Genomic DNA, 14,341 nt, shown 5'->3' with positions numbered 1-14,341 from the left:
ATATTTTGATTAATTTTATTGACCTACACAAACATGCCCTGCATACTCGCTGATTGAACTTTGCCAAGGAGGGCGATTATGTTTAGCACATTTGCTATTGTCATTACGTTATTATTATTGATGTTCTTTGCTTATCGCGGTTATTCAGTGCTGATATTAGCACCGATTATGGCGACGCTGGCCGTATTACTGTCGGGCGACTTTCTTAGCAGTATTCCGGCTTATACCGATGTGTTTATGGGCGCGTTAAGTGGGTTTTTGCTTAAGTTTTTCCCCATATTTTTGTTAGGTGCGCTATTTGGGCGCTTGATGGCAGACTCAGGCGCGGCGACAGCGATTGCCAATACCGTGGTCGAAAAGCTCGGTGCTAGCAAAGCCATTCTCGCCGTCATCTTAGTCTGCGCTATCTTGACCTACGGCGGTGTGTCGTTATTTGTTGTGGCCTTTGCCATTTATCCAATCGCCAAGGATTTATTTAAGGCGGCGGATGTACCCAAGCGCTTGATTCCAGCGGCGATTGCGCTTGGCTCCTTTACCTTTACCATGACAGCATTACCAGGCACGCCAGCCATTCAAAACGCCATCCCAATCCCATACTACAATACCAACGTTTTTGCCGCGCCGATACTGGGTATCATCGGCGGTACCATTATGTTTGTCTGCGGCTGGCTATGGCTACAGACACGCGCCAAAAAAGCCAATGCCGCAGGTGAAGGCTATGGTCAGCATGACGAAACAGATGTGGGCGGTGTTGGTGCGGTTAAAAAAGAAACCGAAACTCTCAGTACGCATCCTACCTCATTTACCGTTGCGATGATTCCGCTGGTGTTGGTCATCGCTCTCAACGCTGTTCTGACCTATTTCATTTTTCCGTCAATGGACTTTAGCGGCTTACAAGCGCAGTTTCCTGATCTCAATATCGCAGGCTCGCTTGGCCTTTGGTCAATTATCATCTCGTTGGTCGTTGCTTGTACGGTTTTAATTGTGCTGCGTATTGGTCATTGGAATAATCTAAAAAAAACCATCAACCGTGGTACTTACGACTCGATGTTGCCGATTTTTAATACCGCCTCAGAGGTCGGTTACGGCGCGGTGATTGCCTCACTCGCAGGCTTTCTTATCATTCGTGATAGCATCTTAAACCTAAATCCTGACAATCCTTTGATTTCAGAAGCGGTGGCAATGACGACCTTGGCAGGTATCACTGGCTCCTCGTCTGGTGGCTTGAGCATCGCTCTGTCAACCTTGGGTGAGGACTATCTTAGAATGGCAGTCAATGCTGGTATCGACCCTGAGCTGATGCACCGTGTAGCGGTCATGGCGGCAGGCGGCCTGGATACCTTGCCGCACAGTGGCGCGGTCATCACCTTGCTGGCTATTTGTGGCTTGACTCACAAGCAGTCGTATCTCAACCTAGCCATGGTCACCATCGTGATTCCGCTGGTCGCAGTGGTCGCTATCATTATCTTAGGGACGATGTTTGGCTCTTTTTGATCGTACCGCTTGCCTAGCCTTAGCGCACCTCATTCTACAACCGTTTTATTTTCGATTGAAGATAACCACGAATACCACCCACTTAGCCTGCGCTCGGTGGGTTTTTTATGTCAAAGCGATGCTGTTTTTTTATAAAAAATCGGTCATCACTTAGCGTTAATTACTAAGGAATATCACAAATTTGGCCGAATTACGGTATCATAGGCACACTTTTTAGACTTTTGCTTATTTTAGAAGTTTTTAGCCTTGATAACGTCATCATCATATCTTTATAAACATCGTGTGACGTTTGATAACCAACCCATTTATACAAAAATATAGGTGATAAAAGTGCGTGAGATTTTAGTAACCAGTGCGCTGCCCTACGCCAATGGCTACATCCATTTGGGGCACCTTGTAGAATACATTCAGACAGACATCTGGGTACGTGCCATGAAGGCGCAAGGCCATCAGGTCACTTATGTCTGTGCCGATGACGCGCACGGTACAGCCATCATGCTCAAAGCAGAAGCCAATGGCGTCACGCCAGAAGAGCAAATCGCCTCAGTCAAAGCCTCACACGAAGCAGATTTTGCGAAGTTTTTGATTGAATTTGACAACTACCACAGCACCCACTCGGATGAAAACAAGCATTTCTCAGAGCTGATTTATCGTCGTCTTAATAACGCCGGCCACATTAGCACAAAGGATGTCGAGCAATTGTTTGACCCCGAAAAACAATTGTTTTTGGCCGATCGATTTGTCAAGGGAGAGTGCCCAGAATGCGCTAGCCCAGACCAATATGGTGATAACTGTGAAGTCTGCGGCACCACCTATGATGCCACCGAGCTAAAAAACCCCTATTCGACGTTGTCGGATGCCACGCCGGTACTCAAAACCTCAAAGCATTATTTCTTTGATTTGCCAGAATTTGAGCAGTTTTTAAAAGACTGGACCCGCAGTGATGAGCGCTTGCAAGTCTCGGTCGCCAATAAACTGCAAGAATGGTTTGAAGCGGGTCTCACCAGTTGGGATATCTCTCGCGATGCGCCGTATTTTGGTTTTCAGATACCCGATACGCCAAGCGATGAGCCAGACAAATACTTTTATGTATGGCTAGATGCGCCAGTGGGCTACATGGCCAGCTTTAAAAACCTCTGTGATAAGCGAGCGGGAACCGAAAACGAATTGGACTTTGATCGGTATTGGGCACAGGAAAATGAGCACAAAACCGAGGTGTATCACTTCATCGGTAAAGACATCGTGTATTTCCATGCGCTATTTTGGCCTGCCATGCTAGCCGGTAGTGAATTCCGCACGCCAACGGGCGTTTTTGCCCATGGTTTCTTAATGGTCAATGGCGAAAAAATGAGTAAGTCGCGCGGCACTTTTATCAAAGCTGAGACTTATGCCGAGCACTTGCACCCTGAGTATCTGCGTTATTACTTCGCCAGCAAGCTATCGGATAAGGTCGAGGACATTAACCTTGATTTAGAAGACTTTATGCAAAAGGTCAACTCTGATTTGGTGGGTAAAGTGGTCAATATCGCCAGTCGCAGCGCCGGTTTTATCGTCAAAAAATACGACGGAATGCTCTCAGAAGTCTGCGCTGAGCCTGAGTTGTTAGAAGACATCACCAAAACGGGCGATGAGATTGCGGCTGCTTATGAAAACCGCGAGTTCTCCCGTGCCATGCGCCTTATCATGCAGTGCGCGGACAAGGCCAACGAGTATATCGATGGCAAAAAACCATGGTCACTTGCCAAGCAAGAAGGCACTGAGCAAGAGGTGCAAGACGTCTGCTCGGTGGCGATTAATATTTTCCGTCAGCTCATGGTTTATCTTGCGCCCGTATTGCCTGAGCTGACCGCCAATGCTAAAACGTTTTTGAATATTGAAGATTTAAGCTTTGCCAGCCGCAATGAGTGGCTACTGGGTCATAAAATCAATAAATTCAAGCCACTCATGCAGCGTATCGAAGAAAAAGACGTCACCGCCATGATCGAAGACTCCAAAGCATCGCTAACCCAGAGTGAGACGCCAGCGGCTGAGCAGCCGGCTTCTGCCGCAGACAACGCAAGCGAGTCAGACGACTATATCGGTATCGAGGATTTTGCCAAGGTTGAGATGAAAGTGGCGCACGTGGTCGCGTGCAACCATGTCGAAGGTGCAGACAAACTATTGCAATTTACCCTAGATGTCGGCGAAGACAAACCACGCAACGTGTTTAGCGGTATTCGTAAGTTTTATGAGCCTGAGCAATTGGTTAATAAAAAAGTGATCTGCGTCACCAATCTGGCGCCGCGCAAGATGAAGTTTGGTGTCTCAGAAGGCATGGTACTCTCAACCGGTCATCCAAAGACAGGGCTTACGGTCGTCACCTTGCCAGATGACTGCGTGATTGGCGATACATTAGCGTAAAGTCGGTTTTGAGCGTGATGCTCTTTGTACATTTATGATTTTTTTGTTTCAAAAAAGACGTCCAAGTGACGTCTTTTTTGCGTTTTTGCCAATAAAAGCTGAGAAACGCCATCGTCAATATATCTGGCGAGACGACTGATGACGAACTCGCCTTAATTTTTTATTGCGATAACTTACATTACTGTCATAATATGGACGTAATAATCATGGATTGATTATTTTTATGTTCGCCCGTTATCTCAGCATGTACATAATATTGACTCGGGTAACCTGCACTTCTTTAACCGACGAGCCAGAATAACATGACCTTTGCTACTACTTTACGCTTTAGCCTATATGGTGCCGCCATGAGCGCTGCCCTTGGACTACTGGGCTGCTCAGACGCCACCGACACCGCCGCCGATAGCGCTGGTATTGATGCCGACAAACCTGCCAAGACCTTGGCCATCACTCAGATCGTCGAACATCCATCGCTAGATGAGATGCGCCGCGGTATTATTGATGAGCTGGCTGATAATGGCTACATCGAAGGTCAAAACCTCACAGTGAACTTCCAAAGTGCGCAGGGTAATACTGCCACCGCAGGGCAAATCGCCAAACAGTTTGCCGGCGACAACCCTGATGCCATCGTCGCTATATCGACGCCCTCGGCACAGTCAGTGGTGGCCTCTACCAAAACCGTCCCTGTGATTTATACCGCCATCTCAGACCCTGTGGCAGCGAAACTCATCGATGCCAATGATGTGCCTATCCAGTCAAATGTCACTGGCCTATCAAGTGAGCTGCCTATCGAGCCGCAACTGGACAATATCAAAAAAATCGTCCCCGATGCCAAAACCATCGGCTATGTCTATAGCCCAGGTGAAGTCAACTCTGTGGTGGTGCTCGATCAGCTCAAAAAAGCCGCGCCAAATTATGGCCTTACCATCTTAGATGTCACGGCCAATCGCCCAACCGATGTCGCCATGGCAACGCGCAGCCTCTCAGGTCGTGCCGATGTCATTTATACCTCGCTTGATAACAACGTGGTATCAGCCTTTGAGGCCATGGCAGGCGCAGCCAACGAGCTGGATATTCCGGTGATTGCCTCGGACGAGTTTAGCGTACGACGCGGCGCGACCGCTGCACTTGGAGTCAATGATTATGACTTTGGTCGTACCACAGGCAAGATGGTCTATCGCGTGCTAAATGGTGAGGCCGTGAGCGCCATCAAGCCTGAGGTCATGAACACCTTAACCTTGTACGCCAGTCCAAAGCATGCGGCGGAGCAAGGCGTAAGCTTGAGTGAGGATGTGCTAAAAAACGCCATCAATATCGACAAAAAAGCACAAACCACTGCACAGTAGTCATAGGGCGTGTGATGCAGTGATTTTATGACACAGTCAACTGACGTTATCCTTTACCCATTTATTAAATAATGTACGGACACATTATTATTTTCAGGAGTGAGAGCTATGTTTTATCAAAACCGTTTTGGTCATTTCAACTTCAGTAAGGCACTGTTATTAGGGGGCGTTTGTACTGCGATCTTAACTGGCTGTAATCAGACAGCCCAAGATACGGCCAATGCTGACGGTGCGACAGACAGTACCGCTACCCAAATGAAAACGGTCGCCATTACCGCTATTGTCGAGCATCCTGCCTTAGATGACGTGCGTAAAGGCGTGATCGACGAGCTCGATGAGGCAGGTTTTAAAGACGGTGAAAACCTAACGGTTAACTTTCAAAGCGCACAAGGCAATACGGCAACAGCCGGACAGATCGCCAAGCAGTTCGTCGCGGATGAGCCAGACGCTATCGTTGCGATCGCCACCCCATCCGCTCAGTCTGTTGCGGCAGCGACCAGCACCATTCCGATGGTGTTTTCGGCTGTGACCGACCCTGTCGCCGCCAAGCTAGTACCAAAACTTGATGGCTCAGGCACTAACGTCACTGGCGCATCAGATGCGCTACCCTATGAGCCGCAAATCGAGCTGATGCGTCAGATCATCCCAGACCTAAAAAACGTCGGTTATGTCTATAGCCCAGGTGAAGTCAACTCAACCATCATCCTAAAAAACCTAAAAGAAAAGCTGACGCCACTTGGTATCAATGTGCATGAAGCGCCAGCACAGCGTAGTAACGATATCGCTATGGCCGCCCGCAGTCTTGAGGGTAAGGTGGATATGATCTACACCTCAACCGATAACAACGTGGTGTCGGCTTATGAGTCGCTATACCAAATCGCCAAAGAAAGTAAGATTCCGCTGATTGCCTCAGACACCAGCTCAGTCGAGCGCGGTGCGGTGGCGGCGTTGGGCGTCAACTACTACGATCTTGGCCGCGAAACTGGCAAAATCGTTGTGCGTATCTTAAATGGTGAAAAAGCCGGCGCTATCCCTGTCTATACGCCGCAAGCGCTAGATTTGTATGTCAGTCCAAAACATGCGACTGAAGAAGGCATTACTTTGTCACAAGCGGTTATCGATAACGCCAAAGAAGTGATAGAATAACGCCCTTTTATCTTTGACGTCACATAGCAGCGTTTATCTATCAGAAAGACAACCAAACAGACAGCGCTATTCATGGCTGTCTGTCGTTGGTTTTGTCCGATGGGGCTATGCGATTAAAACCAAGGTAGCTTATGATCGTTATTCATCGTGATATGTTTTGGTTTACCCTAACCGCAGATTGTTTAATCTGTTAAATTCACCGCTTAGCTGTTTGGCGTTTATATAAGTGTGGCAATCGCCGCGCATTTATGTGACTCTCTCGCGCCGGACACTTGGTTATGACTTACTGATCTCTTATGTCTTTAATTGCTTTTTTTGGTGCGCTTGAAAGCGGTCTGATTTATGGCCTTGTTGCACTTGGCGTCCTGATCTCATTTCGTACGCTCGACTTTCCTGATCTGACGGCTGATGGCAGCTTTCCGCTCGGCGGCGCTGTCGCTGGTATCTCTATCGTCGCTGGTATCAATCCATGGCTTGCTTGCGCGTTTGGTATGCTCGCAGGATCAGTCGCAGGTATCGTCACGGCATGGCTCCACGTCAAGCTGGGTATCCTGCAGCTACTTGCCAGTATCTTGGTGATGGTCGCGCTATACTCTGTCAACTTGCGCATCATGGGTGCGCCAAACTTACCGCTCCTTGGTGAGACCACTGTATTTAGCAGCTTGGTAACTGATGGCAATGGCTATTGGATGCGCTGCTTAATTATTGGGGTGGTGATCTTACTGGCCAAGCTGTTTTTAGATTGGTTTTATAATACTGAAACTGGCTTGTCGATGCGCGCCACAGGCTCCAATCTACGGATGGCACAAGCCCAAGGTATCAACACCTCATGGATGACCATCATCGGTATGGCCATATCCAATGGTCTAATCGCACTGGCAGGTGCTTTGTTTGTACAAACACAAGGCGGCGCGGATATCTCTATCGGTATCGGTACCATTGTCATTGGTCTAGCAGCCGTCATCATCGGTGAGACCATCATTCCTGCCAAGCGTATTTGGCTGATTACCTTTGCTGTTATCGTCGGGGCGGTACTATATAAGCTGTTTATTCAGGTGGCGCTATCGAGCGATACACTACGTAGCATCGGCTTTGGTCCGCAGGATTTAAACCTAATCACCGCCCTACTGGTGGTACTGGCGCTGGTACTACCAAAAGCCAAAACTAAGTTTTTATCTCGTAAGGCTCGCGCTTAATAGTGGGTAAAGTAGCAATACAAGCTTGAAGTGACTGTCTTAAAGTGACAATAAGGAATAACAACTATGATGCAAGCCACAGATTTGCGGTTAACCTTTAACCCTGGCACGCCTATCGAAAATCCGGCGCTACGCGGCATCAATCTCAACATTGCTGATGATGAGTTTGTGACGGTGATTGGTACCAATGGGGCCGGTAAATCCACGTTTTTGAATGCTGTCAGTGGCACCACACGTGTCGATAGTGGCTCAATCTTACTCAATGGTATTGATGTCACCAAAAAAACCGCGCATCAGCGCGCGCACTGGGTCGCTCGCGTGTTTCAAGACCCGATGGCGGGCACCTGCGAGGCGCTTACCATCGAAGAAAACATGGCACTGGCGTACAAACGTGGCGGCAAGCGTGGGTTGAGCTTTGCCTTAAACCAAAGTAACCGTGATTTGTTTCGCGAAAAGCTATCCGTACTCAAACTGGGATTAGAAAACCGCTTAACTGACCGCATGGGATTGCTATCAGGCGGGCAACGTCAGGCAGTTAGCCTACTGATGGCCTCGCTCCAGCCTTCCAAAATCTTATTACTAGATGAGCATACGGCCGCGCTTGACCCGAAGACAGCGGCGTTTGTCTTGGAGCTGACTGATAAGATCGTCACAGACAACAGCCTTACGACAATGATGGTCACCCACTCTATGCAGCAGGCGCTGGCGCACGGCACGCGCACGGTGATGCTACATCAAGGCCAAGTGGTCTTGGATGTTGCAGGAGACACTCGTCGCGGCATGACCGTCCATGACCTACTCGATATGTTCGAGCAAACCCGTGGTGAAAAGGTCGAAGATGATAGCCTGATTTTAAGCTAAGTCGTTGATATTATGCACAGTGCTTATTTTAAAATAGATCCCCGATAGCTGGTAAGTAGACCGAAAAATGAGTCACCAGTAAGGACATGCCCTAAGAGTCAAGCAGCACCAGCTTTTGAATCAATTCACTGACATGCTGCGCTTGCATCTTTTTCATCACTTGTGAGCGGTGCACCTCGACTGTGCGCACGGCAATATCTAAGTGGTCGGCGATGACTTTATTGATATTACCTTGTAGCAGCTCATCGGCTACCAGCTTTTCTTTATCCGTCAGCTGAGCATACAGCTTGCGAATCTCGTACAGTTTGGCACGCTTGATGGTTAATGCTTGCGCCTGTGCCAATGCTTGCTGTAGACGCTGACTGCCTATGGGTTTTTCTAAATAGTCGGCCGCGCCCTGTTTGAGCATATTTACCGCATCCGCAATTTCGCCATTACCTGTCAAAGCGATGAGCGCCATAGGGCTATCATGATTATTCAGATACGCCTGTAGCGCCTGCCCGCTCATCTCCGGCATCATCAAATCACTGATGATGACAGCGGGACGATAGATATCTACCTGCTGCAAAAACGCTAACGCACTCGGCCATCCTTGTGCTTGCACCCCCAAGCTCCCAAGTAAAAACTCACAAGAGAGGCGCACGCTTTCTTCATCGTCGATGATATGGACGACAAGGGTCTCAGCGCTGGTTTTTGGTACATGGTCGGACGATATCATAGGCGTATATTGACCGTGCTCAGAGATGTGTGTCAAAGGGGAGAAAATCATATAAACCTTTTTGGCCCAATTGAGTGATGATAAATGATGGTGTTTTTAAATGTAGGTTGCACAGCATCGAAGGCATGCAGCACGTACGTAAAACTTATATCCATCACGCTTCACAATTTATAACCGTTTTCTGTTCAACTGGCTATATTACTGCCCGTTGTTTCTATCAAGTACAGACAGCGGCAAATAAAAAGAGACTTGCGCGCCTATCGTATTTGCTGGCGGCTGGCCTAGATGCGTGGGGAGCGACTGCAGTTTACCCTGTAAGGTACGCCGAAAGCGATAGGTCTGAGCGTTTGCCACAGGATATTTATCGAGCTCTGCGGCTACTTCGATATTACTTAGCGCTATCTGTGCCTCTATGGACTTACACAGTCGCTGACAAATCATCAGACCCAGCCCCAGACCATCCGCTTTGCTCGATTGCGCGGCATAATATCCAGATGCAGCGTCCTGCTGATGGGACTGAGCCAATTGCCGCGCATCAAACCCTCCTGCGTCGTCACTGACATGCAGCGCCAGCCACTTTTTGTCATGGCGGCTATCTATCTGACAGCGTAACGAGATACTTGTCGCACCTTGCTGGGCGGCATTGCTCATGGTATTGATGAGCAGTTGATCTAAGAGCAGATGCGGTAGGGTCACGCCTTTATAGTCGGTTGTCAGCCAAAAATCGATACCACTCGCTTTATCACCCAATAATAAAACACACTGCCGATAGGTCGCTATGATGTCGACCCTCACGTCATCGGTGGCGCTCCGCTGCGATCGTCCCGCCCAGCTGCGGATATTATTGACGACCGCCGCGACACGTTTGGTCTCATGGACGATCTGCTCTAAGGCAGTTTGTGTCATTTTATTATTTGCCTCTTTATTATTTGTCTCTGTTTTATGCTGATGCCGTATCAGCAATCCTTGTGCGTAGTTTTGAATAGTTGCCAGCGGCTGATTGATTTCATGGGCGATAGCACCACTCATCTCACCAATGACCGCAAAACGCTCTGATTGGCGCAGCTGCTCATCATAGTCACGAATGAGACGGTTTTGCCTCAGTATCTTTTGGCGGCGACGCCAAGCCAACCAGCTCATCCAGCCATAGTTGATGGTCGATATCAGAATAATAAACACCAGCACGCCGACTCCCAGCCGATGTTCTTGTATCCAGTCGAGCAAATGAGCGCTGAGCGGTTTTTGGGCTGGATGACGCTGCATCTCATACAAGACACGCTCAGCCTCCATGCTAGACTCTGGAGGAAGCCAGCGCAGTCCTGCCGTAGACATTGGCTCTGCTGACGGCGGGGCAAATACCTGCTGACTGACTTGCCGTACCAATGCCGCCGGTGCTTGCTCAGTGGCGGCCAACGTCCAGTTGGGATAGATTGCTGTAGAAGACTGGCAGCTTGATGCGGTCGCGACTGGGTGCAGTAGACGATATTGTTTGGCATGTATCTTCCCTTGCCGCGTCATCCCCTCCATCAAGCATAGCGGCACGATGGCAGCATCGACCCTGCCATGGGCCAAAGCCTGCAAACTCCGCTCAATCGGATAGCCGGTGAACTGTACGTGATAATGACTGGGCGTGATGCCGTTTTGCTGTAGTAAATGCGCGCCCAGCAAATATCCACCAAACGCATCGGCATCGACTGCGGCCACCGTACGGCGCTGTAAATCTGACAAACGATAGATATCGCTATCGGCTGCCACCCATAAGGCACTGGCGACCGCTTCCATCGCGCTGGGCTGTTGCTGCGCTATCGGCTCAGGTATTTGGTGAAACTGCTGAGCCAAGCTAACCGTCGCCTGCGATGCACGTTGGGTGAGCGTATGGGCCCGAAAGCCTTGCACCTTATCATCGACCGACAGCGCCTGCTCAGACAACACTGTCGGTGCCTGCAACGTAGCCAGCCAGCGCCATTTGGTGGTATTCATTTTTATAAACTGAACTTGCGGACCCAGCACAAATGCAAACTGTTTGGCTTGTATTTGCTGTTGCCAGTTTTCTAATGCCAACGGCACTAATATCACCGTGTCCTCGGCTAGCTGTCGATTGATATCATCTAGCCATGGCTGCCAGCGATCTTGCGCGGCTCTCTCGCCTTGCGGCGCCAGCACGCCCAAATAATACGTCTGCGCAAATGCTGTCGTGACACCTACCCCACTATATAACGTCATCACAAGCAGCAAAGCGGCACCAACAGACGCATGCCACGTCGCCTTATTTTTAGAGCCTTTGTACATCGCGCTCACTTCCCACTGGACCTATCAGTCGACATTATAAACCAAAACCCCAATTATAATGTGGTTTTCCACAATATCACTCTTGGCGCGCCTGCCCTATACTCAATCATCATAGTATGACCTTTAAATCGTCATGCGCACCGTATGCAATCCTAGGGCACGGTGTGCTGGACACAGCTATCTTATGGAGGGTGGACGGATGAAAAACAAAAAGTGGCCACTGATTATCTTGATCATCGGTATTATCGGGCTGGTCATTGCCTTTATTATTGGACAATTCCTGCCAAATATGCGCACCAGCACGAGCAATATCGAGGTCGATATCACCGACCCGGCCTTAATAAAAAAAGGCGCGTACATAGCCCGTACCGCAGACTGTGTCGCTTGTCATACGACGCTTGACGGCGAGACTTATGCAGGCGGTCTACCGATGCTGACGCCGCTTGGGGCGATTTACTCAACCAACATCACCCCCGACAAAGACACGGGCATTGGCAATTATAGTTTTGATGATTTCAAAAATGCGGTCAAACACGGGGTACGACGTGATAACAAAGCCTTGTATCCTGCGATGCCCTACCCGTCTTATCAGCTGATGCCAGATGAGGACGTGGCCGCGATGTATGCGTTTTTTATGTCTGACGTCAAACCCGTTCAGCAAGCCAACCTAAAGAGCGAGCTACCACCAGTGGCCAATTGGCGCTGGCCCTTAGCCTACTGGCAGGTGTTATTTGATCGTAAGCGTGAATTTGTCCCTGAGACAGACGATGCGCTCTTGACCCGTGGTCAATACTTAATCGAAGGCCCTGGACATTGCGGTTCTTGTCACACTAGCCGCGGTATCGGCTTTCAAGAGGTCGCGCTCAGTAACGCAGACTCCGACAAATATCTAAGCGGCGCGGTCATCGATGGCTGGCGTGCCAAAAGCATACGCGGCGAGCATCGCGGACTTGGCACGTGGACAGTGGCAGAGTTAAACGACTTCTTTAAGACTGGCCGTACCGACACCACTGCTGCCTTTGGTGCCATGGCGGAAGTGGTCGAGCACAGCACCCAATACATGACTGACTACGATATCAACGCCATGTCGTCCTACCTCAAAACCCTAAGCCCTGCACCAAACAAAGAAGAAACCCTGCCGAATAAAGCAGACACCACCACGCAAAAACTGTTAGATGGAAATTATGACTCACGCGGTGCAATCCTCTACGCAGAGTATTGTCAAGTGTGTCACCGCGCCGATGGTCAAGGTGTGGCACGTATCTTCCCCGCCCTTGATGGTAATAGCGCGGTGTATTCTAAAAACGCGGACTCCGTCTTGCAAATCACCTTAAGCGGCGGCCGGATGCCCAAGACCCCTTATGACCGTATGGCATTTACCATGCCTGAGTTTTCTAACTTAAGTGATGCGGATGTGGCCGAGGTGGTCAACTATGTCCGCAACAGCTGGACCAACCAAGCGCCCAAAATCGACGTCAATGACGTGGTAAAAATGCGCGCTTTTCTCGCCAAAAAACCAAAAACCAGTACCGATATCGCCCCAGACCTAAGCATTGATGCTGCAGAAAAAGGAGCAAACCAATGACCCATTTACTATTTACATTGCCGCGCGCTGCGGTTTATGCCATCTTAGGTGTCATCAGTATAAGCACTGTCAGCGGCTGCTCCAATCCTGCCCCTGCTGAGCGCAATGCACCTGAATTTAACACGGTCACAGCCGACGATGCCAACGAAGACATCGGCACATATATCCTACCGCAAGACACTGCCATCTTATATGAGCCAAATGCTGAGGAAATATTTTATGGCAAGCGGCTCCTCAACGAAACCAAGCGCCTGCTACCAGAGCACGTCGGCGCGCAGATGAACTGTAATAGCTGCCATATATCACAAGGCAAAGTCCCACTTGGTGACCCCTATATCAACAGCTATAACACCTACCCACGGGTGATGCCGCGTGCTGGCAAAGAAGTCGATTTAGAAGCCCGTATCAATGGCTGTTTTCAGCGCTCAATGAATGGCAAACCCTTAGACCGTGAGTCACCTGAGATGCAGGCGATGATGGCTTATATGAAATGGCTGTCACAAAATACGCCAAAAGAGCACAAAGTCGATATTAAAAACGCAGGCGCTGTCGATACCTCCTTGACACCGGACCCTATACGCGGCGAGCAAATCTATCAGGCACAATGCGCGACTTGCCATGGCGACAATGGTGAAGGGCTCAAAGACAGTCGCGGTGACATCGTCTTTCCACCATTATGGGGCGATGAGTCCTTTAATATCGGCGCAGGCATGGCTCGCACCTATAAAGCTGCCGCCTTTATTAAATACAACATGCCCATGGGCATTCAGACCAAAGGGCTATGGGGCCACGGCAATGTCCTAAGCGATCAAGATGCTGTCGACGTGGCGCATTTTTTTACCCATCAGCCTCGCCCTGATTTTGCAGGCAAGGTCAATGACTGGCCCAGTGGAAAAAAACCCAAGGACGCGCGCTACTGATCGTCCTAAACGCGGTGTTCTCCGTGGTTGTCTTTAGCTATTGATAAAACCACTCTAACAGAGCAAACCTTTAAGAAAACGCGCTTTTCTTAAAGGTTTTTTGTTATCTATGGTCACTACTGCTACACACGGTACAGCGGGCATTATGATGAAGTCGTGCAAATCCAAATCGGCGGCGCTGCTGACCGGCATTGCTAAATGGCTGATTGAGAATAATAAAGTTAATACCGATTTTATTACGACGCATACCTCAGGATTCGAGCCATTAAAACAATGGCTGACCGAGAAATTATGGACGGATATCGAGCAAGGCTGCGGTATGTGCAGTATCACGGGGCTGACATAAGCCTTACCTGATTTGAGCGCTTATACGCAAGATAGCCAAC

At 49.3% G+C, this 14,341-nt stretch carries 11 protein-coding genes; 9 read left to right on the top strand and 2 right to left on the bottom strand.

Annotated features, from left to right (window positions below; genetic code table 11):
* Nucleotides 1-78: 78 nt before the first annotated feature.
* The 6 genes from R0I52_RS06600 (at nt 79) to R0I52_RS06575 (ending at nt 8,443) form a co-directional block, all read left to right on the top strand.
* Nucleotides 79-1,494, top strand: coding sequence for a GntP family permease (locus R0I52_RS06600; RefSeq protein WP_317053662.1), 1,416 nt, complete (start codon nt 79-81; stop codon nt 1,492-1,494).
* A 330-nt stretch (nt 1,495-1,824) separates the two neighbouring features.
* Complete coding sequence (gene metG / locus R0I52_RS06595) at nt 1,825-3,894, top strand: methionine--tRNA ligase (RefSeq protein WP_317053661.1); 2,070 nt, start codon at nt 1,825-1,827, stop codon at nt 3,892-3,894.
* Nucleotides 3,895-4,196: 302 nt separating this feature from the next.
* On the top strand, nt 4,197-5,240 hold the full coding sequence (locus tag R0I52_RS06590) for an ABC transporter substrate-binding protein (protein ID WP_317053660.1): 1,044 nt from the start codon (nt 4,197-4,199) through the stop codon (nt 5,238-5,240).
* 108 nt (nt 5,241-5,348) lie between these two features.
* Nucleotides 5,349-6,386, top strand: coding sequence for an ABC transporter substrate-binding protein (locus R0I52_RS06585; protein ID WP_317053659.1), 1,038 nt, complete (start codon nt 5,349-5,351; stop codon nt 6,384-6,386).
* Between the two features lie 296 nt (nt 6,387-6,682).
* Complete coding sequence (locus R0I52_RS06580) at nt 6,683-7,582, top strand: ABC transporter permease (RefSeq protein WP_075101629.1); 900 nt, start codon at nt 6,683-6,685, stop codon at nt 7,580-7,582.
* A 66-nt stretch (nt 7,583-7,648) separates the two neighbouring features.
* A complete protein-coding gene (locus tag R0I52_RS06575) occupies nt 7,649-8,443 on the top strand; it encodes an ABC transporter ATP-binding protein (RefSeq protein WP_317053658.1) in 795 nt (264 codons plus the stop codon).
* Nucleotides 8,444-8,534: 91 nt separating this feature from the next.
* Here the strand turns inward: R0I52_RS06575 and R0I52_RS06570 are convergent, their stop codons facing one another.
* Nucleotides 8,535-9,212, bottom strand: a complete 678-nt coding sequence (locus R0I52_RS06570; protein WP_317053657.1) for a response regulator transcription factor — start codon at nt 9,210-9,212, stop codon at nt 8,535-8,537.
* A 147-nt stretch (nt 9,213-9,359) separates the two neighbouring features.
* On the bottom strand, nt 9,360-11,450 hold the full coding sequence (locus tag R0I52_RS06565; protein ID WP_317053656.1) for a PhnD/SsuA/transferrin family substrate-binding protein: 2,091 nt from the start codon (nt 11,448-11,450) through the stop codon (nt 9,360-9,362).
* A gap of 199 nt (nt 11,451-11,649) precedes the next feature.
* On the opposite strand from R0I52_RS06565, the gene R0I52_RS06560 reads away from it, so the two are divergent.
* The 3 genes from R0I52_RS06560 (at nt 11,650) to R0I52_RS06550 (ending at nt 14,301) form a co-directional block, all read left to right on the top strand.
* Nucleotides 11,650-13,035, top strand: coding sequence for a cytochrome c (locus R0I52_RS06560; protein ID WP_317053655.1), 1,386 nt, complete (start codon nt 11,650-11,652; stop codon nt 13,033-13,035).
* Nucleotides 13,032-13,955 carry a c-type cytochrome gene (locus tag R0I52_RS06555; protein WP_317053654.1) on the top strand — a complete coding sequence of 308 codons (924 nt, stop codon included), beginning with the start codon at nt 13,032-13,034 and terminating at the stop codon, nt 13,953-13,955. Before R0I52_RS06560 ends, R0I52_RS06555 begins: the two co-directional genes overlap by 4 nt.
* A 109-nt stretch (nt 13,956-14,064) precedes the next feature.
* On the top strand, nt 14,065-14,301 hold the full coding sequence (locus R0I52_RS06550; protein ID WP_317053653.1) for a hypothetical protein: 237 nt from the start codon (nt 14,065-14,067) through the stop codon (nt 14,299-14,301).
* Nucleotides 14,302-14,341: the final 40 nt, after the last annotated feature.

It is taken from the genome of Psychrobacter sp. CAM01, assembly GCF_032842965.1.
GTDB classification, from domain to species: Bacteria; Pseudomonadota; Gammaproteobacteria; order Pseudomonadales; family Moraxellaceae; genus Psychrobacter; species Psychrobacter celer.
Note: the sequence above shows the minus strand (reverse complement) of the source record. Positions and strands in the feature narration are given on the sequence as shown.

What these genes read in the sequence shown, in the direction of transcription:
- R0I52_RS06600 (WP_317053662.1), top strand. Translation starts at nt 79, where the DNA reads ATGTTTAGCACATTTGCTATTGTCATTACGTTATTATTATTGATGTTC.
- R0I52_RS06590 (WP_317053660.1), top strand. Translation starts at nt 4,197, where the DNA reads ATGACCTTTGCTACTACTTTACGCTTTAGCCTATATGGTGCCGCCATG.
- R0I52_RS06585 (WP_317053659.1), top strand. Translation starts at nt 5,349, where the DNA reads ATGTTTTATCAAAACCGTTTTGGTCATTTCAACTTCAGTAAGGCACTG.
- R0I52_RS06580 (WP_075101629.1), top strand. Translation starts at nt 6,683, where the DNA reads ATGTCTTTAATTGCTTTTTTTGGTGCGCTTGAAAGCGGTCTGATTTAT.
- R0I52_RS06575 (WP_317053658.1), top strand. Translation starts at nt 7,649, where the DNA reads ATGATGCAAGCCACAGATTTGCGGTTAACCTTTAACCCTGGCACGCCT.
- R0I52_RS06570 (WP_317053657.1), bottom strand. Translation starts at nt 9,212, where the DNA reads ATGATTTTCTCCCCTTTGACACACATCTCTGAGCACGGTCAATATACG.
- R0I52_RS06565 (WP_317053656.1), bottom strand. Translation starts at nt 11,450, where the DNA reads ATGTACAAAGGCTCTAAAAATAAGGCGACGTGGCATGCGTCTGTTGGT.
- R0I52_RS06560 (WP_317053655.1), top strand. Translation starts at nt 11,650, where the DNA reads ATGAAAAACAAAAAGTGGCCACTGATTATCTTGATCATCGGTATTATC.
- R0I52_RS06555 (WP_317053654.1), top strand. Translation starts at nt 13,032, where the DNA reads ATGACCCATTTACTATTTACATTGCCGCGCGCTGCGGTTTATGCCATC.
- R0I52_RS06550 (WP_317053653.1), top strand. Translation starts at nt 14,065, where the DNA reads ATGGTCACTACTGCTACACACGGTACAGCGGGCATTATGATGAAGTCG.